General features: G+C 57.0%; 21 protein-coding genes and 6 pseudogenes. 12 read left to right on the top strand and 15 right to left on the bottom strand.

Annotated features, from left to right (window positions below; translation table 11 throughout):
• Window positions 1-385: 385 nt before the first annotated feature.
• The 4 genes from ELH03_RS27735 to ELH03_RS27720 all read right to left on the bottom strand — a co-directional run bounded on the left by ELH03_RS27735 (window position 386) and on the right by ELH03_RS27720 (window position 2,651).
• Entirely contained in the window at window positions 386-649 is a 264-nt protein-coding gene (locus tag ELH03_RS27735; protein WP_075226193.1) for a hypothetical protein, read from the bottom strand.
• Between the two features lie 4 nt (window positions 650-653).
• On the bottom strand, window positions 654-1,466 hold the full coding sequence (gene ku / locus ELH03_RS27730) for a non-homologous end joining protein Ku (RefSeq protein ID WP_130659858.1): 813 nt from the start codon (window positions 1,464-1,466) through the stop codon (window positions 654-656).
• An 11-nt stretch (window positions 1,467-1,477) separates the two neighbouring features.
• On the bottom strand, window positions 1,478-2,386 hold the full coding sequence (gene ku, locus ELH03_RS27725) for a non-homologous end joining protein Ku (RefSeq protein WP_130659859.1): 909 nt from the start codon (window positions 2,384-2,386) through the stop codon (window positions 1,478-1,480).
• 61 nt (window positions 2,387-2,447) lie between these two features.
• The gene (locus tag ELH03_RS27720) at window positions 2,448-2,651 is read right to left on the bottom strand and encodes a hypothetical protein (protein WP_130766973.1); all 204 of its coding nucleotides are present in this window, start codon (window positions 2,649-2,651) and stop codon (window positions 2,448-2,450) included.
• Window positions 2,652-2,722: 71 nt separating this feature from the next.
• Here ELH03_RS27720 and ELH03_RS27715 point away from each other — a divergent pair, with 71 nt between their 5' ends.
• The 7 genes from ELH03_RS27715 (at window position 2,723) to ELH03_RS27680 (ending at window position 8,223) form a co-directional block, all read left to right on the top strand.
• The gene (locus tag ELH03_RS27715) at window positions 2,723-2,905 is read left to right on the top strand and encodes a DUF3606 domain-containing protein (protein WP_130659861.1); all 183 of its coding nucleotides are present in this window, start codon (window positions 2,723-2,725) and stop codon (window positions 2,903-2,905) included.
• A 147-nt stretch (window positions 2,906-3,052) separates the two neighbouring features.
• A complete protein-coding gene (locus tag ELH03_RS27710; protein ID WP_128401651.1) occupies window positions 3,053-3,289 on the top strand; it encodes a hypothetical protein in 237 nt (78 codons plus the stop codon).
• Window positions 3,290-3,670: 381 nt separating this feature from the next.
• Window positions 3,671-3,916, top strand: a complete 246-nt coding sequence (locus tag ELH03_RS27705; protein ID WP_128401673.1) for a hypothetical protein — start codon at window positions 3,671-3,673, stop codon at window positions 3,914-3,916.
• A complete protein-coding gene (locus ELH03_RS27700) occupies window positions 3,913-4,152 on the top strand; it encodes a DUF2934 domain-containing protein (protein ID WP_130659862.1) in 240 nt (79 codons plus the stop codon). Before ELH03_RS27705 ends, ELH03_RS27700 begins: the two co-directional genes overlap by 4 nt.
• A 516-nt stretch (window positions 4,153-4,668) precedes the next feature.
• Window positions 4,669-4,953: a hypothetical protein gene (locus ELH03_RS37585; RefSeq protein ID WP_165420538.1), complete on the top strand. Its 285-nt coding sequence runs from the start codon at window positions 4,669-4,671 to the stop codon at window positions 4,951-4,953.
• Window positions 4,954-5,090: 137 nt separating this feature from the next.
• Complete coding sequence (locus tag ELH03_RS27685) at window positions 5,091-6,206, top strand: IS110 family RNA-guided transposase (protein ID WP_130806836.1); 1,116 nt, start codon at window positions 5,091-5,093, stop codon at window positions 6,204-6,206.
• A gap of 1,243 nt (window positions 6,207-7,449) precedes the next feature.
• Entirely contained in the window at window positions 7,450-8,223 is a 774-nt protein-coding gene (locus tag ELH03_RS27680; RefSeq protein WP_128401648.1) for a DUF3658 domain-containing protein, read from the top strand.
• A gap of 313 nt (window positions 8,224-8,536) precedes the next feature.
• On the opposite strand, the gene ELH03_RS27675 is transcribed toward ELH03_RS27680, so the two are convergent.
• Window positions 8,537-9,636 (bottom strand): IS3 family transposase gene (locus ELH03_RS27675; RefSeq protein WP_130767654.1). Its coding sequence is split into 2 segments (ribosomal slippage): window positions 8,537-9,384 and window positions 9,384-9,636, totalling 1,101 coding nucleotides; the frame shifts between segments, so codons are not numbered across the junction.
• Window positions 9,637-9,722: 86 nt separating this feature from the next.
• Here ELH03_RS27675 and ELH03_RS38810 point away from each other — a divergent pair.
• Window positions 9,723-10,337, top strand: a pseudogene (locus ELH03_RS38810) (IS5 family transposase); the annotation flags it as partial.
• Window positions 10,338-10,376: 39 nt separating this feature from the next.
• Here ELH03_RS38810 and ELH03_RS27665 read toward each other — a convergent pair.
• Window positions 10,377-11,504, bottom strand: a pseudogene (locus tag ELH03_RS27665) (IS3 family transposase).
• A 72-nt stretch (window positions 11,505-11,576) separates the two neighbouring features.
• On the opposite strand from ELH03_RS27665, the pseudogene ELH03_RS27660 reads away from it, so the two are divergent.
• Window positions 11,577-11,699: pseudogene (locus ELH03_RS27660) on the top strand (IS5/IS1182 family transposase); the annotation flags it as partial.
• On the opposite strand, the gene ELH03_RS27655 reads toward ELH03_RS27660, so the two are convergent.
• The 4 genes from ELH03_RS27655 to ELH03_RS27640 all read right to left on the bottom strand — a co-directional run bounded on the left by ELH03_RS27655 (window position 11,670) and on the right by ELH03_RS27640 (window position 13,922).
• Entirely contained in the window at window positions 11,670-12,119 is a 450-nt protein-coding gene (locus tag ELH03_RS27655) for a hypothetical protein (protein ID WP_130767653.1), read from the bottom strand. The pseudogene ELH03_RS27660 and the gene ELH03_RS27655 sit on opposite strands and share 30 nt — an antisense overlap.
• A 53-nt stretch (window positions 12,120-12,172) precedes the next feature.
• Complete coding sequence (locus ELH03_RS27650; RefSeq protein WP_128403688.1) at window positions 12,173-12,787, bottom strand: response regulator; 615 nt, start codon at window positions 12,785-12,787, stop codon at window positions 12,173-12,175.
• A gap of 148 nt (window positions 12,788-12,935) precedes the next feature.
• Complete coding sequence (locus tag ELH03_RS37580) at window positions 12,936-13,193, bottom strand: hypothetical protein (protein ID WP_165420566.1); 258 nt, start codon at window positions 13,191-13,193, stop codon at window positions 12,936-12,938.
• A 351-nt stretch (window positions 13,194-13,544) separates the two neighbouring features.
• Entirely contained in the window at window positions 13,545-13,922 is a 378-nt protein-coding gene (locus ELH03_RS27640; RefSeq protein WP_130660626.1) for a response regulator, read from the bottom strand.
• 178 nt (window positions 13,923-14,100) lie between these two features.
• Between ELH03_RS27640 and ELH03_RS38105 the strand changes: the two are divergent.
• Window positions 14,101-14,588 (top strand): annotated as a pseudogene (locus ELH03_RS38105) (glycosyltransferase family 2 protein); the annotation flags it as partial.
• Here the strand turns inward: ELH03_RS38105 and ELH03_RS27630 are convergent.
• Window positions 14,586-14,753 (bottom strand): annotated as a pseudogene (locus tag ELH03_RS27630) (NUDIX hydrolase); the annotation flags it as partial. The pseudogenes ELH03_RS38105 and ELH03_RS27630 overlap by 3 nt on opposite strands.
• A 149-nt stretch (window positions 14,754-14,902) precedes the next feature.
• Window positions 14,903-15,570: pseudogene (locus tag ELH03_RS27625) on the bottom strand (CHAD domain-containing protein).
• A 334-nt stretch (window positions 15,571-15,904) separates the two neighbouring features.
• Between ELH03_RS27625 and ELH03_RS27615 the strand changes: the two are divergent.
• On the top strand, window positions 15,905-16,357 hold the full coding sequence (locus ELH03_RS27615; protein WP_024323549.1) for a GFA family protein: 453 nt from the start codon (window positions 15,905-15,907) through the stop codon (window positions 16,355-16,357).
• A 518-nt stretch (window positions 16,358-16,875) separates the two neighbouring features.
• On the opposite strand, the gene ELH03_RS37575 is transcribed toward ELH03_RS27615, so the two are convergent.
• Window positions 16,876-17,196: a hypothetical protein gene (locus tag ELH03_RS37575; protein ID WP_165420569.1), complete on the bottom strand. Its 321-nt coding sequence runs from the start codon at window positions 17,194-17,196 to the stop codon at window positions 16,876-16,878.
• A gap of 384 nt (window positions 17,197-17,580) precedes the next feature.
• Here ELH03_RS37575 and ELH03_RS27605 point away from each other — a divergent pair, with 384 nt between their 5' ends.
• Window positions 17,581-17,871 (top strand): hypothetical protein, encoded by a 291-nt coding sequence (locus tag ELH03_RS27605; protein ID WP_130660624.1) that lies wholly within the window; start codon window positions 17,581-17,583, stop codon window positions 17,869-17,871.
• 292 nt (window positions 17,872-18,163) lie between these two features.
• Here ELH03_RS27605 and ELH03_RS27600 read toward each other — a convergent pair whose 3' ends face one another.
• The gene (locus tag ELH03_RS27600; RefSeq protein WP_130806832.1) at window positions 18,164-19,642 is read right to left on the bottom strand and encodes a surface-adhesin E family protein; all 1,479 of its coding nucleotides are present in this window, start codon (window positions 19,640-19,642) and stop codon (window positions 18,164-18,166) included.
• Between the two features lie 424 nt (window positions 19,643-20,066).
• Window positions 20,067-20,507, bottom strand: a complete 441-nt coding sequence (locus tag ELH03_RS27595; RefSeq protein ID WP_130660622.1) for a hypothetical protein — start codon at window positions 20,505-20,507, stop codon at window positions 20,067-20,069.
• Between the last annotated feature and the right edge of the window lie 21 nt (window positions 20,508-20,528).

Genomic DNA, 20,528 nt, shown 5'->3' with positions numbered 1-20,528 from the left:
CGCACCACGTTCCGGACGCGGGGACGTAACGCTGATCGGGACGTTCTTTGGTGCGATTGAGGGCGTGGGACCAGAACTCGCCGGGAAGTCGACTCTCTGAGCGCTGTGTACGACCGCGACCCCGATCCCCCTGACGATCCCGGCGACGAGATCGACGAACCTTCGAACGACTGGCCCGCTGCCCAAGACTAACCACGCCGTGGGGTCAGGTTGGTTCCTTGTTCAGGATCCATGAGCACTGAATTTGTTTGCCCGCAAGGCCGCATCGCTGAAGTGCTTTTGACAACGAATGCGCTGGCACCGGTAAGAAGGCGATGATGAGTAAGGTCGGTGCGGTTTTGCCCGGCCTTCTTTGCCTGAGGGGCTGGGGGTTCCTCAGGGCGGATCAGTGCCAAGTATCCAGCAACGGCTCGTCGTCGTCAAAGTTTCCATTGCTGGCGGCATCGTACGGGTTGAGGCTCCGGCCGCCGCCACGCGTGCCATATGCCGTCAACTGAACCATGACCTCTTTCGCACGCTCAATGGCCTCGTCTTCGCTTGCAGCGTGACCGTCCGCCACCTTGATCGACACCGCTTCCCCGTCGTCGCCGACAAAGTCTACCCGCCATCCGGTTTTCTCGTGAACAATCTTCGTTTCCAGCAAGTGCATCTGACTACCCTGACTTCCTACCTTTGAGATCTGCCTCGACGCTCTTCCGGAGCGCGTCCATGATGCTGACCACATTGGATTTCGGAGCGACTTCGGCCGCCTTCCCCTTCGCCGCCTTTTTCGGCTTCAGCGCCTTCTTCTTCTCAGCGATGATCTTGAGCAGGCCCTCCTGGATTGGATCACTCACCATATCCGGAGACCAACGCGCGGTCTTCTGCTCGATGAGCTTCTGCACGAGCGGAATGAGATCCGGATCTGCTTTCTCGTCGATTTCCTCGAAGTAATTCTCCTCCGGTCGAACCTCGTCGCCGAAACGCAGCGTCCAGAGCACGATGCCTTCGCCGCGCGGTTCCAGGACGACCGCCCGCTCTCGGCGGCCCATCACCAGCTTCGACACGCCGAAAACCTTGTCGGCCTTCATGGCATCCCTGATCACCGCAAAGGCCTCGTTGCCGACGGCGTCGTCCGGCATCAGGTAATGCGGCTTCTCGAGGTAGATCCACTCGATGCTGTCGGCCGGGACGAACTTGTCGATGTCGATCGTCTTCACCGTGTCGAGCGCTACGGCATCCAGATCGTCCTCGGTAAGGATAACGTAGTCGTTCTCCCCGCGAGCGTAGCCCTTGGCTTCGTTCTCGTCCTTGACGGGCTTGCCCGTGACGGAATCGATGTACCGGGAGACGACGCGGTTGCCCGTCTCCTTGTTGAGGGTATGGAAGCGAACCTTCTCGCTTTCGCTCGTGGCCGGGGTCATAGCCACGGGGCAGGTGACCAGGGAGAGTTTGAGATAGCCTTTCCAGTAATATTTCGGAGCCATGACCTATCCCCCTAGCTGGCCTTGCGCCGCGGAGCGGCCCCGGAAGGGGCGGCTTTCGAAGCCACTCCGCGCGCGGCGCGCTGCCTGCCAGTGCCTTGATTGGCATTGGCTGCAGTGCGTTTCGGTTTGTCGTCAGCGGCCTTCATCATTCCAGCACTCTCTCGGAGCGCGGCCAGCAGATCGTTGGGCTTCGAGACCTGGACCTTCTTCGGCTTCGGAAGCGACCTGCCTTCGAGCTTCGCCTTCACCAGATCCGCAAGGGCGGCTTCGTAGCGGTCGTCGAAGGTCGCCGGATCGAACTCGCCCTTCTTGGTGCTGATGATGTGCTTGGCCAGATCGAGCATCTCGCCCTGGATCTTGAGCTTCGGCATCTCCTCGAAAGCCTTTTCGGAGGAACGAACCTCGTAGTCATAGTTGAGCGTGCTGGCGATCAGGCCCTTGCCGTGCGGCCGTATCAGCACCGTACGCATTCGACGGAATAGGACGGTGCGGGCGATGGCCGCGACCATCGACTTCTTCATCGCATCGCGGAGAGCCGCGAACGCGTCTCCGCCCATCCTGTCGGGCGTGAGGTAGTACGGCTTGTCGAAGTAGATGTCGTCGACGTCGGAGCACGGGATGAACGCCTCGATCTCGAGCGTTTTGTTGCTCTCAGGGATCGCGGCGGAAATTTCCTCGGGATCGATGATGATGTACTGGCCGTTCTCGATCTCGAAGCCCTTGGTCTGGGCTTCCTTCGGCACCGGATCCTCGGTCTCGCTGTCTATGAAGATGCGGTTGACGCGGTTGCCCGTGGCCTTGTTGATGGTGTTGAAGGTGATGCGCTCGCTAGTCGAGGCTGCCGTATAGAGAGCGACGCCGCAGCTTACCTCCCCGAACTTCAGAAAGCCTTTCCACTGCGCACGTTGTCCAGACGGCATGACAAATACTCCGAATCATTAATACGCGACTCAAAGACGTGTCAGGGTGATTCGTTCCGACTCAAAACGAATCATTTTTCAATACTTTACGGAATTTCTCTCCCAAATTGATTCCACCGTCTCTGCTGGTCGAATTGCGCCCGGCAGTGGTGGATAGCGGTGGAGATTGTTTAGTTCGAGAGCCACAGCAACCTGCTTCCTCCAGCACCCTGCCGGGCACCCCGCTCAGGGAATTCCGCAGCCGCTTCAAGCGCAGCATCATCATCCATTATCTCCCGGGAACCACCGGAATCGTTATGAGTTTCTACTGCGGACGTCATTCGAAGGAGAAGCCCGATGGCACAGACACCGACATCCCGCGGCCGCGCACAGGATCGAGCCCGCGTGGCCGGCGGCCAGGATCACGAGGTCAAGTACGAAGCAAAGAAGGAGGGCGTCTCGAAAGATGCCGTCAAGAAGGCCGTGAAGAGCGCTGGCAACTCACGGAAGAAGGTCGAGGCCGAGATTGACCGCCGTTAGGCGGCCGAACGACGTTGCTCTGTCCACGGACGTGGCAGGTCCCGTGGGTGTCCTGGCTTTCCTAATCTGGGATCAGGGCGACACCGCTGTCTCGTAACGAACAGTCATAGCCACGCAAGCCTGCCGCCTCCATGTCTGGGGTAACGCATGTCCAAGTGCATAGAGAACGACCACCTGCTGATGTCGAAGGCGGTCCGTCAATGGTATCGGTACTACGAGGTGGAGTGGGACGATCAAGCGTCCTCGTTTTTGTGTGATGCCGCCATCGAACTCTACAACGAGGGCTGTCGCTCGGTAGAGGAGATGGCGACCGTTCTGATCGGCACTTACGTCGGGCTGGCCGCCACGCGTGTAAACGCGCCATCTTCGAGCTCAGTGCATTGACCGGCCAAAATCAGATCGGGCTGAACTCGACGAATTCACACTGCATGTGATCCGACCTCGTGAGCGGTTGCGCTCCACCAGCTTTTGTTCGGTGAGACCCGGACCGTCCGGCTTGTAGAACACGGAATAGAAAGGCACTACTCTGGTATCTGTTGTGGATATGGCGCTTCGCGGTGCGGTACTTCTCGGCAGTTCAAGCGCCTTCTCCTTAATCGGGGAGGGCGCTTTCTCGTTTGTGGCGTAGCCGCCAAAGCGACGGCAGCCGGCTTTCGCGCCGCAGCTCTTGACGGCACTACCGGATGAAAAAAACGCTGAAAATTGGCGGAACTTCCGCCGCTATTATTTGTTCTCACATTCGCAAAACAAACTGGGGTTACCACAATGACGCAAATCCGTGAACCGGAGCGCCGGAGCAGAATCTTGCGCGGCCGCCCCTATAGCCTTGATGAATTCGCTTCCAAATATGGCTTGAAGGGCGAGCAGGCAGAAAGCCTGTTCGCCCGCTTCGGGCCCTCGTCGATCGAACTCGACTTGCTGATGGCCGCCAAGCGCCGCCTGCCGGTTCGGCAGGACAGACCGGTCCCGCAGGAAAGCATTACCGAACCATCGAATGGAATGGATAGATGAGCAGTAGACGCCACGAATGGATCAGCAAAAGAGCTTACGCGATCTGGGAGGAACAGGGCCGCCCTTACGGCCGCGACGACGAACACTGGCGCCAGGCAGTTGCCGAACGCGACGCGCTGGAGCGCACACAGGCTTCCATTGATGGCCGCGAGGTGCTGGTGAAGTTTCGCCCGAAACCGCAACGGCCGGGAATGCCGCGCCAGGATTGGGGCAACCCATCGACGAAGGCCGGCTGAGCGGCGTAACTCGCTTTTAAGCGGTTACTCGTGCGCATCACATGACAAAGCACCAGTTATCGCTTGGCCGGCTTCACCATCGACGGGGCTGCGGCTTGGGTCAGGCCATTGGCTGAAGATTAATTGAAATATCGTGGTACCAAAAAAGGCCCCGCTTTTTGAAGCGGGGCTAAGTCCTGGGTTGAGTGGATCGTGCATCGAATGTAGGACGGCAGCCTTTAGCAAATCTCCGCACGGCCCGAATGCTTTACTATCAACGGAGCTTTTTTGTTCCCGTTCCGACGGATTTTTTTCATCCGCGAGAGATCAAGGCGCTGAAGGAGCTCGCTTTGGACCAAAAAGGAACCGCCGAAACGGGGCAGCTTGGGGATAAGGACGGATCGCACAGGAAGGAAGGGAAGCGGACAACCCCAGTCTGGGGCGCCTGTGCGATCCTTAGGGCCTAACAGTAGATAGTCGGAAAAGTTCCTGTACGGTTCCGGACGATTGAGTCCAAACGACAGGAGAGGGCGGATCGTGAGGATCGCAAGGCCGGTATCCAGCGCCATCGCATCGACGCAGGAGCCCGAGCCGGTTGGCTTTTCAGGCTCAATGTCCTTGGGATGCCTTGCCGCGATGAAGAACGCAAACCCGCCTGCTCAATGCCGCAAGTTGATCACCCCAAATGATGACATAACGATGGGCGCCTGTGCGGATAAGGATCTCGATCGCCGGAAGTTCGTCGATGTGCTTCCAGCGTATTCAATATCTGCTTGCAAAGAGATGAACTCTTTGTTCTCGGTGCCGGGGACCCAGCTGTGAACTGTGATCGGAGTGGTTGAATACATCAACAGTAAGGCCGTATGTCCGTCTTCGCGCCTGAGGTGGCTCGCCCTACACTGGTTTTCCGAGGGTTGCTCGGACAGGCCGAGCCGATCCTCATCACAGGAGGACGAGCCGTGGCAGATTATAGAGAAGCTTTTGTCGGAATCGATGTCGCCAAGCTGAAGAATGCGATTGCTGTTGCCGAATCTGGCCGGGAAGGAGAGGTCCGCTATTTCGGCGAGGTTGATGCATCCTATGCCAGCATGCGCCGCATTATCCAGCGAATAGCCGCGGAGTTTGATCGTGTACATTTCTGCTACGAAGCTGGCCCAACCGGTTACGGCCTGCATCGGCTGATCCAATCCCTTGGCCATGAATGCATGGTTGTCGCCCCGTCATTGATTCCAAGGAAGCCAGGCGACAGGGTGAAGACAAACCGTCGAGATGCACTCGCGCTCGCCCGGCTATTGAGGGCCGGCGAGCTCACAGCGGTGTGGGTTCCCGATGAGGGTCATGAGGCGATGCGAGACCTCGTTCGCGCCCGGGCTGCTGCAGTCGAGACGTTGCGGGTTCACCGACAACAGATCAGCGCCTTCATGCTCAAGCATGGTCGCATCTATCCACGCAAGAAGGGCTGGACGATGCGATATCTGTGCTGGCTGCAGGAGCAACAGTTCGATCACCCCGCGCATCAGATCGCTTTGCAGGAAATGGTCGAGGCGGTGCGCGTCTCGAAGGAGCGCGTCGAACGACTGGAGAAGGTCATCGAGGAATTCGTACCGAACTGGTCTCTTGCGCCGGTCGTCCGAGCTCTACAGACGCTAAGAGGGGTCGATCTGATCGTGGCCGTCACCTTTGCCACGGAGGTCGGCGACGTGAGCCGATTTGAAAGCCCGCGCCAACTGATGGGCTATCTCGGCCTGGTACCTGGCGAGCGATCAACGGGTGAAACGGTTCGACGAGGTGCGATTACCAAGGCTGGCAACGGCCGGGTTCGGCACATGTTGGTCGAGAGCGCCTGGACTTATCGCCATCCGCCGAAGGTCGGCGCGAGGAAGCTGTATCGTCTGGAGCAAGCGCCGCCGAAAGTGCGGGAGATAGCATGGAAGGCTCAGAGCCGGTTGACGGCTCGTTATCGAATGTTGACCGGGCGCGGAAAGCGAACGACGGTGGTTTGTACCGCCATTGCCCGCGAGCTGACCGGCTTCATGTGGGCTGTTGCAAGGGAGGCGCAGGCGATCAGATTATAGATCGCCACATCGAACTTGCACCTCGCGCATGGGCGGGGGCGGAACAACGGCAGGGGAACACCCGTCAGACGCTTTGTGGCCGGCATTTGACCGACGCCCGCAGTAAGATCGGAGCAGCCCCGGACGCACTATCGGGAATGCGGTAGCCAATCCGCGCATCAGAGCTTGATCACCGACGTCCTTGAGTTCCGCCTCCACCCATACGCGATCATCATCATGAACAGCCGTTCGTTTGGGCGGTCGGTTCCTCGCGCCTAAAGCATTGACAACGGACATCAGAGGCGATGTTCCGGTCGCACCTTGACTGGGATTTGATCATTGTTGTCGCGTTGTTTAGCGTCGGAATAGTCTGGAAACCGTGTTCCAAGACGATTATTGCGTTCAAACTCTCAGCCGCTAGATTTGCCCTGCTGCCGATTGACAATGGAAGGCGCAAACGATGGCTGAGGTCGTTCATTTTAATATGCCGATGGCTCTAGTTGGGGTCTGGACGTCGATGGCGAGCCCTACGTGATCTCAAACATCCTATATGATTCTCAACGAGTCGAATTCGATACCTTCATGGCATCCACCTCGCGGGTGGGCCATGTCACACTGATCACAACCGGCTCTGTTAATCGGGCTGAGATACGATTTACATTCACTGACGTCGGACACATGACTAGACATCAAGTGGACTGAGGTGCCGGGCGGCCTTGCGGAAACCTCGGTCGAGTGTTGGGAAACTTAGATGGCGCGTAAGCGCCGTTTTCCTCGCACCTTTACCATGCACGCATTGCCGCTTCGAATAATACCGCCGTGCCAATGGGGCACCAATACGCCAGGAGCGAACATTGGTCGCTTACGGAACGGCATGATAACTTGCCATATTATGTCGAGCGCAACTTTAGCAGCGTAACGAGAGGTTCAGTCATGATCCAAGTCTACCGCTATAAAGCTTATAATTCTTGTTTTTGTGCAGCCCCGAGTGAGGCAATAATAGCTACCTTCGGCAGCATCGATCAATTTGAAACCTTCTTTGGCGGAGGAGCGAAATTCGGCCCACCTTCCAATCCCGAGTACCTGGCGGTGTGGGGTAGCCGTAATTCATCGCGGCTTCGTCGCCTTCTTCGGGAGACGCTGGGACCTATCGAAATCGTTGACTCAGAACCACCTGCGAGAATGACTACCTCTGGCGTAAACGGTCACAGGCTATCACGCCCGGAGCGTGAGTCTATGATCCAAAGGCTCCGTGGAGCTTCCAATGAAGACAACTCATATTATTCCAGGTGATCCAGCCGCAGGATCGTTGCGAGAGGCTCTTCGCATTGCAGGCCGTGATGACGACTTACTGGTGTTTCAGGATGATCTGAGTTGCGGCCCCATCGCCGACATGACCCCATCTGCACGAGCAGCTTGGTGGCAGATGGATGGCTGGGATATTGAGAACAGCCTCCACACCTTCTGGTCGAACGCGAGCAAGGCAGATAGGTTGGTCGTCTGGTTTGGGCAACATTCAGCCAGAGAAATGGCTTTTCGCCTAGCGTGGGCATGGCGAATGGCGGGGCGTCACTATCATGTCATTGATGTGACAGGCCTTCGTGTGCCTGTCAGATGGGGCAATGGCACTGACGGAGTGATCCAGTCAGCTCAAGCCATTTCGATCATACCTGGCAACGGGTTGGCAACGCTTTTCGGTCGCGAAAGAAACGTTTCTGCTGATGAAGACATTCTGAACCAGCGGAGATGGGAAAAGCTTATGGCCGACAATGCACCATTCCGTGTCGTAACAGCAGATGGTCTCGCGTCCGCACCTATCGATCACTTTGATGCTTTGCTACTGGCGCAGGCAAATTCGGAATGGAAAAAGGTTGCTTTAATAATCGGCAACGCTCTCGGTCTGAGTAGTGACCCATATTTACAGGTCGGCGACATAGCATTGCATGAGCGCGTCATCGATTTGGTTGAGGAAGGTGCCCTTATCGCAGATGGCGATCCCTCGGAAATGAGGACTTGCCGAGTCCGCCTGCCGAGCTAAGCCATCACGGCGATTGGCAAATACTGCCGTGCAGTCGCACGTCAGAGTGAAACAGCGCAGCGGTTCAGATAAACACAATTTCAAGAAAACCGGACCTCAAAGTGTCGGCTTTGCATGCTATCGAGAGCATCAAAGCGCGGTTGGAGTTTTGCGATTGACTTGCGAAGGCCCAGAAAACTGCTGCTGGCAAAAGAACGCATTCATGATTGACCTTGCCCCCAAGTTTTATCCAGTTTTGAGTTCGCTCCAGCGGTTTTTTGAAGTGCTCCCCGAATTTGGGCCAGCGGGAGCTGGAATTTTCCGGGGTTAAGGCTCAGGTCGGCGGGGGTGCCGATGAGCCGTTCATGAGCAAAATCGGCACCTTGTTGCCGATCGCGCTGTGTGGCCGGAACTCGTTGTAGTCTTTACGCCAATCCTCCATCTTCGCCCGTGCGTCGTCAAGGCTCATGAACCAGTGGGCGTTCAGGCATTCGGCGCGGAACTTGCCATTAAAACTCTCGATGTAGCTGTTGTCGGTCGGCTTACCTGGTCGCGAGAAGTCGAGCACGACGCCCTTGTGATAGGCCCAGAGATCAAGATCTCGCGAGATGAATTCACTGCCATTATCGACGCGGATCGACGTTGGATACCCGACCTGGCGGCACACCCGCTCGAGCGTCTGAACCACATCCTCACCCTTGTAATTGAAGCGTGCATCGACCGCCGGCGAGAAGCGGGAGAAGGTATCGACGACCGTCAGAACCCTGATCTTGCGGCCGGTAGCCAACTGGTCATGAACGAAATCCATGGCCCAGACATGGTTGGAGTGCGTTGGCTCCGTGCGGTCGGCCCGCAGCTTCGCCTTGACCCGGCGCTTGGGAACCTTGTTGCGGAGCTGAAGGTCCATCTCCTTGTAAAGGCGATAGATTCGCTTCGGATTGACCGCCCATCCTTCACGTTTGATCAGGATATGAACGCGACGATAGCCGTAGCGTACTCGCGTCTGACAGATGTCCTTGATCTTCAGCTTCAGTTCGGCCTGTTCACCGCGCCTCGACTTGTAGACATAAAGCGACCGGTCGATCTTCAGCACCGAGCATGCGCGCCGTATCGAGACCTTCCAGTCGGCCTTGACTGTGTCGACAAGCTTCCGCTTGCGGGCAGGCCTCAAAGCTTTTTTGAGAGCACATCCTGCAGCATGGCCTTGTCCAACGACAGGTCGGCTACGATCCGCTTCAGCTTGGCGTTCTCCTCTTCGAGCTGTCGCAATCGCTTCATCTCCGAAGGCATCAGCCCCGCGTATTTTTTGCGCCAGTTGTAGAAGGTCGCATCGGAAATCCCTGCCTTGCGGCAGACCTCACCGATCGGCGTCCCATCCTCCGCCTGCTTCAAAACGAATGCGATCTGCGCTTCCGAAAACTTCGAGGCCTTCATCGAATTCTCCTCTTCTTCCCACCAGGGATCATAAGTGGAAAATTCCAGTTCCAAATGGCCTAATTTAACGGGGGCAGGCACGTCACACCGAACGCGGGAGGAAGTCCCGGCCCTCGCACGATAATCGACGATATCTGAACGGCATGCTGCATGTTCTTCGGGTCGGATGCCCCTGGCGCGACATGCATGAGCGCTACGGAAAGTGGAATTCGGTCTACGTGCGCTTCCGCCGTTGGGCCGAACAAGGAGTTTGGGACGCTCTTCTTGAGACTCTCGTTGAACTGGGGCTGAGGGATGACTGGCAGCACATGATCGACAGCACCACAGTTCGCGGCCATTCTCAGGCTGCGGGCGCTAAAGGGGGACTTATCAGGAGGCATTTGGTCGATCACGCGGCGGCTTTACGACGAAAATCCACGCCCGCGCAGACGGTCAGGGACGCCCTCTCGGCTTCATCCTGACAGGCGGCGAAGCTTCGGATTACAATGCCGTTCCTGATCTTCTGGCGATACCAGTCGGCAAACCGAGGCTGTTTCCTTGCCGACAAAGGCTATGATGGTGATTTCCTGCGCGAGGAACTGCTGATCCACGGGATCAGGCCGATGATCCCGCCGAAGGCCAACCGAAAGAACCCGCCTGCCTGCGACTTTAGAGCCTACAAGGATCGAAACCGTATTGAGCGAATGTTCAACCGCCTCAAGGGTAATCCCCCCATTCTTAACGGGGCTCCGCAGTAGAAATCACGCGGCCATTTTCAGTTTCTGTGCGGGCGTTATGCCGCCGATGCCCATATTGGGCCGTTCGTTGTTGTAGGTCCATAGCCACTGCGTGGCGAATTCCTGCGCCTCCTCGATGCTTTCAATGATGTACTGGTCAAGCCATTCATGTCGGACGGTGCGGTTGTAGCGCTCGACATAGGCATTCTGTTGCGGCTTTCCGGGCTGGATGTGGCTCAAGGCAATTCCTTGCGTTGCTGCCCATTCCATCAGTTTGCCACTGACATACTCAGGTCCGTTGTCCACACGAATGGCGAATGGTCTGCCTCGCCATTCAATGATCTGGTTCAGGCTGCGGATGACGCGTTCAGCAGGCAGCGAAAAGTCCACCTCAATGCCCAGCCCCTCGCGATTGAAGTCGTCCAGGACATTCAACAGCCGGAATTGCCTGCCGTCTTCCAAACGATCCGCCATGAAATCCATTGACCAGACCAGGTTCGGCGCATCCGGCACAGTCAGAGCGTCGGGCTTGTCCCGCTTCAAACGCTTGCGTGGCTTGATCCTGAGGTTCAACTCCAGCTCACGGTAGATGCGGTATACGCGCTTGTGGTTCCAGCGATGTCCTCGGACATTCCGCAGGTAAAGGAAGCACAGGCCAAAGCCCCAGGTCTTCTTTGCCCGCGTCAGTCCGATCAGGAGATCGGCGATCTGCTCGTTCTCGTCGTTTAGCTTGGCGCTGTAACGATAGCAGGTCTCGCTGACCTCGAAGGTGCGGCAGGCAAGCGCAATGCTCACCCCGTGCAACGCCACTGCTTTCCCGGCCATCCCTTGGCCGATAGGCAAATGCTCGCATTTGCCGTAAGGCTCTCGGCGTTGAGACGGCCGTGTTATTTTTTTCCCAAGGCTTCCTTCAGCAGTTCTGCCTGCATGCTCATCTCGGCATACATCTTCTTCAGCCGCCGGTTCTCATCCTCCAGAGCCTTCATCTGGCTGATCATCGAGGCGTCCATGCCGCCATACTTCGAACGCCACTTGTAAAAGCTAGCAGTGCTCATCCCGTGTTCCCGGCATAACTCCGGCACAGGAACGGCCGCCTTCTGCCTGGCGCAGGATGGCAAGGATTTGGGGTTCGCTGAATCTGCTCGTCTTCATCAAAATCTCCTCGATCATAAAGCCCGAGAAAATTCTACTTTTGAAGCCCGTTAATTACCGGGGGGATTACCCAAGCAGTTTCGGCGCGTAGCCACGCGCTATGATAAAACGGCGAGGTCGTTCATGGCATTCCTTGCTCTCGCTGCCGTTCGCGTCTGGCTGCTATCATTCGTCGGCACGATCCAAGAGCCATGACTTAATCGGAGCCTCCCCCGTTCCGACGTCTTTATAGGTCGAGCTAATCTTGTTAAGCACCGCCTCGTCATCCGAATCGATCTCGTAGAACGTGCTATCGACCGCCCGGATAATCACCCACGGCTTGTCTGAACGCGTGGGTGCCGAGCCGACGAACTCCCCCCAGATAACCTGCCGCGTGTTGTCAGCCAAGGCGGCTAAATCAGAGCCCGAAAGCTGGCCATCGTCTTGTGCCAATCCCTCAAGCCGTTCGCCCCCTTCACCGGTAGCCTCAAACCATTCGTGCCCAGGTTTGGACGACTTGACTGTCGAGACGACCCAACTGGCTTCTAAAGAGCGAGGAGCCAAAAGTCGCAGCAAGTCTTTGAGATCAAGCGCAAGAACGTGCTCTTTGAGATCAAAGACCCTAAGTGTTGTCATGGTGTCCCCCGTGAACCCACGTCGCATTGGCAGAAACACTTTGTCAACAGGACCTAGGCGCCCTGGCGCCATCTGATTGCTGCTTCCGTTCGATTGGTGGCGCCAAGCTTGGACAGTATTTCGGTCATGTGATGCTTGATCGTTTTCTCCTGCAGGTCCAGATGGCGCGCGATATGCTTGTTGGAAAGTCCTTTGGCTACCAGTTCTATCACCTCGAGTTCGCGGGGAGTTAGTGAAGTGCGTTCAACGAAAAGACTTTTCTCGACCATCCTGGCCCGCATGGACGGTGAGACGAACCACGAGCCTCCAACGACCGTTCGAATGGCCTCTGCAAGTCCCCGTGATCCGACACCCTTCACAACGTATCCCGCTGCCCCTCGACACAGCGCCGCGACCAGGGATTCGACTTCCTCCGAGGCGGTCAGCATCAGGACCTTTGTCTGTGGGCTTCGCGACATGATCTCGGAAATCGCATCGATTCCACCTCCGGGCATGAATACATCGAGCAGAAGGACGTCAGGCCTATGGGACGCCGCCAGCGTGGTCGCGTCATCGGCGCTCGCCCCTTTGCCTACAATGACGAAATCCTCGATTTCGGACAGGCTGCGGCTCACCCCTTCTCGAAAAAGAGGGTGGTCGTCCGCGATCGCGATCGTAATGGCTGTCAAGCTGCACTCTCCTTCTCCTTGGGCTGAAGGTCCATCGACTGGCTATTCGGCTCAGACATGGCAAGCGTTTGGAAAACATCCAGAGAGACATGAAGGAGCGACTGAACACTTTTAGTTAGGCCTGTGTTATATCGTGATTTTGCCGGCCTCAGCGAAACGACATGGTATGCCGGTTCAGATATCTGATCGCGTCCGGCTGCGGAGACAGGACTGGTAGCGAATCTGAAAGATTGCGACGCGCTACTGCGTCGGGAAGCGGCTCAGCGTCCTGGACGTTCTCCTTGCCGACGATCATCGCCGCAAGCGAGATGTCTTTCTCGCGGTCGGCGGCGTTTGTTATGTAGCCTGAACTATGGCCTTGGGAGCAGCGCTCGTCATGGCTGGCGTTGTCGGAACCGAACTTCATCGTCCCCCTGTTCCGTCCCTCCACGGAGCTTGCAGGTCCTGGAGCGCCAGTCAGACTTAGGTCCGTCTTTCCCTCGGCGCTATCTCGCTTAAATTTTCCTCATCCTTGTTGAGAGGACACCAGGGAGGTAGCGATGTTGCTGTATCCAGTCAGAACCTCCCTGGTGAAGCGCTGTCGATCCATGTTGGGCGTCGTGGGGAGTTCCCCGAGGGTAGCCTTCGTCGAAAAATTCGAGCACAGCCGCTTCATACGATTGCGGAGTGGGCAGGTGCATCTCCTGATCGACAACAGGAATAGTGTCCGCAGCGTTGGATTCGGATGCTGGAAACCGATCAACCGCGCCTCAAGCGTTCAGTGGAAGGTGGTCCCGCTCGCGACGCGATGCGTTCTTGCGTTCTTGGCTGCCATGGACAAGGCGTCCACTATTCTTTCGGGGCTCGCCGGCTCGGCGACGACAGCTCGCCCCTCCGGTTTTTCGATAAGGCCGGGGTTCAGGGTGAAATACACCACACCAAGTCCGAACCCGGAAAAGAGGGCGCGGGCAATGGACGGCCCGGTCAGTCCATCCCCAAGCCGGACGTCGATGATGGCGATGTCTGCTTCGGAGCCGAGCTCCAGAGCCTCTGACATGTTCCCCGCGATGCCAGTGATTTCGAATCCGGCGTCGATCGCGACGTCCTCGATCACCAGAGCGATTCCCGGTTCGTCTTCGACGATGAGCAGACGCATGTTCGGTCTCCAGGGCGGCTACAAAATCGGCGCGGCGCTCTCTGGCGTCGCCAACGAAAACACTCCCCGCCACAAGCTGTTCCACGTGTAGGACTTCAGTCTGAAGCATCCCCAACTAAGGTCCGAGATCCGGATGCCTCACTGAGATCGCGCGCCCGCTCCCTGTCCGCGACCCGCGTTCACGCTGCATTACATCATCAACGAGGACGATGAGATCATTCGCCCCGGCAGTTCCGATGTTGCAAGAGGATATATCTATGCCCGGCATCTGAATGTTAAGTATATAGGGAATGGAGCGCGCTTCTCGTCCGGCGTGACGTCGCGCTTGCGATAGGTGGGTTTGATAGCTCATATGCAGCAGCCGGCATTGGAGGCTGCGAAGACCTCGATTTCGAGCTCAAGCTAGCCGCTCGCTACTTCATCGAAGTCGTTCCCGAACGGCTGGTGGGATATCGAAAGCATCCAGGCAGCATGTCTTCCGATCACCTGCGAATGGGCAAAAGTGCTCTGGAAGTCGTCCGGCGTTCGCTGGCCGCAAATCCGCAAGTCCCCCGATACGCGATCGGAAGTGCAATCGACGCCACGCAGAAATATGCGTTTTGGGAATTCCGACAAGCTCGGACAACGTATCTGTCACTCGTGACCGTTGGGGTGATTTTCCAAAGCCACCTTGCGCGGCTTAAGACCTGATATCGGCCAGCCCTTCGGGATCATCCAACGTCTCGTCTCCCGCGTCGTGATGAGAAGCACCTTTGGCCCCTTTGGTGTGTTTCGGAAACACAATGCACCATACTGCTGGATTGGCTTCGGATAGACGTCAATGTCATTCATCGTGTCTGCTCATCTTCATCGACGTTCTCGACCATGCCGGATAAACCGAGTGCTTCGCTTAAGGTTCATGGCGTCCTGATGTCAGCGCCAGAAGCGCTACGTGTCGATGATCTACTGAGGACTGCGCCATGCGGATCAACGCATTCTTGTCATCGTGAGAAACGACAGAATCTCGAGCAGGGTGGTTGGGCAGTCCATGCTGCGCGAGCACGTTCGGTCCGGTTGCCAGATCGTTCAGTGATAGTCCTGCAGCTCCTCCATCGCCGCGATGAATTTCCGGTGCCGGCGCGCGCCGCGCTTGTCGTCGAAAGCGATCCAAAGAACTCGGCCGCGTATCGAAGCTTTTTAGCGTCCTTGCGAACCTGGTGACGATGCTCGTCATCGGTCTCAGCCAACGCACTGCCATGCTTTTTAAGCTTCTTACGCATCTTGTCGAGGGCTCGCGCGGCAAACTCCGAAGCCGAAGCGACGTCGGAAGTTGCGCTACCGCCAGCGCGATCGAGGTCACATTGAAGCCACTCGTTGAAATCGAGCATGAGCGCGCGCGCGCCGATTCCAGAGCCTCGACAGCGGCGCCATAGGCCTTGTTGCGGGCATCCTTGAGCTTGGGCCGAAGGTCGGAGTCCTTCGTTTTCATCAGCAGGACGTCGAGATTACGTGCTTCGCCGAGGACGCCAACGAGCCAGCGAAGCTCCTCTTGGATCCTTTTCGGCTCGTCGCCTATCAGGAGCGGCCTGAACAGAGAGAACGCAGAGCGGAGACGCCGCAGAGCTATCCATCCCGATGAGGAGCAGGCAGGCGAAACCGAAGATGCCATAGCGGGCGATGGTCAAATCCCACGCCGTGAACGGCGCAATGGCCCGCGGAGCGACGAAGGTCAGTCCCCATAAGGCGCAGCTGGTAAGGCCAGCGACAATTCCAGCAGCATGACGATCTCCCTTTGGAGCGATCATACGATGTGATCGGCCGATTTTATATGGCAAGAATTCTGGGCCACAATAAAGCCCTACCGAGTGGCCCCGCGTCAGTAGGCTGACAAGAGTCAGCCTGCTGACCCCAGCGCAACTGACGCAAGATCAGATCGGAATTTCCGCTACCAGTTTGCCGCAAATCCGCTATTCAAACGTCTGGTCGAAGCTTGAGGAAATGACGTGAAAAAGCTGAAGGGTGGTTGCCGCTGCGGTCAGCTGCGCTACGAAGTGGAAGCGGACAAACTTCCAAAGACCTATGCCTGCCACTGTCTCGACTGCCAGACGTGGAGCGGCAGCGCATTCAGCCAGAATGCGCTCGTGAAAACGAACGCATTTGCCGCCACAGGAGAGACCGCGCGGTTCGAGCTGGCGGGCGGCAGCGGTTTTGTCTCCTACCAGTCGGCCTGTCCGAAATGCTTCACCCGAGTGTTCAATACGAACTCCGCTCGTCCTGGCTTGGTGGGTATCCGGGCTGGGACGTTTGATGAAAGCAACAAACTGGAGCTGGTCGCCCACATCTGGACCAACCGTAGTCAGCGCGGCCTGCGATTGGATCCCGAAACGCCCTGCTGGCAGGAGGGCGCTCCTGCAGAAGTGCTTTTCTCGCTCCTCGATCTGCCTATGCCTTCATGAGAGGGGATTCAGAGACTTTTGATGAAACTAGCGCGTTCACTGCAGCTTTGCGCACTCGCGGAAAGGAAGCTTTTCCCCAAGGATCCCGTTGCCGTCCGTAATCTCGAACGTCATGTCCCCATCGTTTCCGTCAAGCGTCGCCGCAGCGCGCGTCCCGGAACTGGCGAGCTCGCCACAGCCTCAGGACGGTTCAGCTCTATTGCGCCGGGCGGCACCAATTTCGTCCCGACTTGGACGAGCTCAGCGCGCTTATTTCGAGCCACTTTGGGTGAATCCCTCATTGAGGGGCCACGGCATCGCGCTTCGACTGTTTCCGCGAAGGGCAGCACGTCCTTAGCCGCCCAGGACTTCTTGTAATGGTGAGGCACATCCCGACGATCTTGGCGACGACGGCAATCAAAAACCGCCTATTATCAGTCGGAGACCGTCAGGCCCGGCTGTCGGATAAACAGTGGCGCAAGATCTTCGAAATTCTTGGTCGAGCACCCGGTGCGGGCGTAGTGCCGCCATCCCCTGCGTCACGCCATCCAATGGCCGATCAGAAGGGACGCCGGTTTGGACAGCAATTCAGGCCACGCCGAAGAAGACTGGACCGCGGTCTTCAAAGACTGGCCATTGGATTCCTTTTTGTTGGCGTAATTGCCGTTGGACAGCAGGTAGCTGAATACGGGCGAGGGCAGGTTCCCCAAACTCTTGTGACCAATGCCGCTTCGGAGATGCAGCGGTTCACCGTAACGGACGGTGACACCGTCCACGTCATTGGTGACGATGCCGGCACGCGGCTTGTTGGATTCAACACGCCTGAAAAATTCTCGCCCCAATGTGAGAGCGAACGTCAACTGGGGGAGCGGGCTTCATTGAGGCTTAAGGAGCTGGTTTCGAAGGGCGTAGCCCGGCTGACCAAGGTCGCATGTGCATGTATGCCAGGCACGGAGGGCTCTGAAAAATGCAATCACGGCCGCTCTTGCGGAACGCTGCGGGTCGACGGCGAAGACGTCGGAAACATCTTGATCCGGGAAGGTCTTGCGGTACCGTTCGTGTGCACAGGAACACGTTGCCCGCCGACGCCGCGGCCTTGGTGCCGGGGTTGATCCCGTCTCCGTGCCTATGTTCGTGTTGGAGACGGCAGTTCGGTCGAGGAACGTGAATGCATGAACGTGCCTGCCGTAGGAAATGGAATTTGGCAAAACCCGATATCAAGAGACCATGGTTCAGGAGGCAGAATGGGTACACAAATCGTGAGAGTTCCACCCGGTTTTAGGCACCCCGTCGATGAGGAGGGGGAGGTCATGGCGGGCGGCCACCTTGAGCCGCTTTATTATGCCGACCCTGCCTCTCTTTCCTCATATCAAGTCTATGAAAACGTTAGTGATGGCACTCCCATCAGTCCTGTTTTTGAGACGGTAGACGAACTGCATGAGTGGCTTAGACAAGAGGGCTGGGATCAAGAGACCATAGAGTTCCTACTAACCCATGGGCACGCTCCGTCCCTGATCCGGAAGCTCCGTCCCTGATCCGGAAGATTGAGGGTACGTGCAAAAAACCGTAATAAGCAATTCTCAGAGCTGGGCCGGCCACGTTCTGCGGCCGCTCCCGCGGGGCAGGCGGCAGTCGCAACCGTGGCGTCGCCTGAAACCTCCGCCGTCTCGCATCCGGCATGAAGGAAGTGCGTGGCTTCCTTCGCAGAAAGATGTCCGAGCAGCTCCTGGACTTTGTCGGCCTTCTTGAACAAGCGATCGGAGACCTCTACTGCGGGCACAACCGATCAGCGTCCTGAACGGTGCGGCTTATGTCGCCTCAGAAAATTTAGCGTTCGACCTCTATGCTTTTGATAACATAGTCGGAAATCCCGTATTCTGATTCACTGTGGGTGGCGAGGTAATAGCGAAGCTCTTCGATATAGAACCCATTGTCCTTGTTCCCATTATCGTAGTGGCAATTCAGCGGCCAAGCCTTGCCCTTAAGCGAAGCGTGGACTGTTTCGGCTTCGACCGGCTGGCCGAGATGACACGACGTGTCGGACTTTGTCGATTTGCGCCCTGTCAACATTTCCGTCTGGAACACAATCCCTGCATCGGGCGCCCAGATCGGGGCCTCAACCGCCAATGATTGGGTAATCGTGACGTCCCTATCTCCCGAAAGGCTCGAATTCATCTTTGATTTCAACTGCACAGGACCGAGCCATTCTCGGTCCACGGTGAACTGGGGGCTATAGATCTCCTGAACGCGAACAGTTCCGTCCTGGCTCGGCTTTATGATCTTCACTACAGAGCCGTCGCCCTGATGTTTGCTGTTCTGAATCTCTACTGCAATCTTGGCTGATGCCGCCATCGGCCCTTGCGGCAGGATTGACTGGAGTCTGGCTGCCGCGGCAATCACTGCGGGGGGATTCGCCACATCTTCAAAATTCTGGTCCCTCGGAAGCGAGGCTTTCGGTCTGATGGGGCTCCCACCGATCCCCGCAAATTTGATCGGATCGAGCGAGCTGTCACAAGCAACGTCCTTTATTGCGAGCACATAGTCGTCGTTCGCGGTGAACGGCAAATCTTCGTCACTAGGTTCGGTCATTCCGTCTGTCATCGCCCCTTCGGGCGTAAAATCGTAACCGAGTAGGATCCGATAACTGCTTGCGGCACAATTCACTTTGATGAACTCACGCTTTGAATCGAAAGGAGCGTCATATGGAGGATCGAGATGGATTTCAGGGTAATCATACCGGGTCCAAAGGAACACGCTTTCGCCTATTCTTTTGACACTGCTGACGTCGACCTGGATCAAGGTATCATCGTCCCTGCGTCTCGCGTTCACCAACCGCTCTTTTGGAAGAGGCAACCTGCAGGCCCATCGATAAAAGCTCTCGTTTTGCGGGGTGGCGTCCACCTCGGAAAACTGTACCGGGGTATAGCCGCGAGCTGAGTTGCTATAGAAACGGGTATTCATCCGGCCATAACTGAGATCGGCCCATGATGTGCGCATTGCATGTTTCCCACAGTCGAATTCGACGGCGGCTGTGTATTTCGAGAAGGCGTCCGGTGGGGACGCTCGATGAACCAGATAAACATGGTCGCCAATACGATGGGCGGAATCGACTAGATATTGAGTGTCTGGTCTATCCGGGATCGCCTGCCACGGCTCCGCCATTGCTGGCAGGCTGAACAGCAAGCAGCAAGTGAAAGCGATACTTTGTTCGATACGCGATTTCCGCAGCCGAGGGGATGAACGCCCTGGCGACCGCACGACTGCCGCGGCTGCATCGACGGCAATGGCCAAAAGTGACCCAATCATGGAATATCCTGTCTTCAAGTCGGCAGAGGGAGTTCATGCGGCGGCGCAACGACGGCGCCCTGCACCCGCAGCGACGATCATCCGACTGCAAAGAATATGAGGCTCACGACCACGCCAAGCGTGACCCTGAGATTTGCGATCAATTCTTCGCGGCATGTGTCGATCCGTCATTACAATGACGACGGTGATAGCAGTGGGGCGTTAAAAATTCGCCATTTCACTCGCTAAAGTTGCTTAAATCGGATCCGTTATGGACTGCCAGTGTCGAGGCAGAGGATCTGCCCTGACGTCTCGCCAGTTTGCAAGCTGGTCGCGGGCAATCGGAAAGGGTCTTGAACTTCTTGGAATAGAAACGGTCCGGAGGATCTAATCGTCAACTCGACCGCGAGGCCAATTTAGCCCTTCAAGCTGCCATCATGTAGCGTCAGTGGACCTGCCGTGGGATCGAGTTTTCAACATGCCAGTAAAGATCCTCAAAGAACCCCATATCAGTCAGATGTTTATAAACCTTGCCGACCATGTCTTCGGGCTTCTCGCACTGGCACCAGATCGCCGGCGTCGCAATGTCGAATGTCTCTTCTACACCTGCCTCGACGATCAGGATGCGATAGATTCCGCAGGCGTCTCCGGAAGCGGCGTCGACCGCGATATCAAAACAGGCGCATGGCGCACCTGAAGTGCGATCGTAGGCTATCGCGGTGAAAAGCTCCGTGCCTATGCGGCCCTCGATCGCTGTCAATAGGTTCCTATGTGCGCTTTCCGCCTTCAGTGGGATGGCCGCGCTCCAATATAAACCAGAGAAAGAAGACACCCTGAGTTTAGATTTTTCACGCATAACCTCGCCGGCGTGCGAATGCTTTAGCATCGTCGTCTCCTGGTGCAATTA

Origin of the sequence: Rhizobium beringeri (assembly GCF_004306515.1) — a bacterium.
Taxonomy (GTDB): Bacteria; Pseudomonadota; Alphaproteobacteria; order Rhizobiales; family Rhizobiaceae; genus Rhizobium; species Rhizobium beringeri.
Note: the sequence above shows the minus strand (reverse complement) of the source record. Positions and strands in the feature narration are given on the sequence as shown.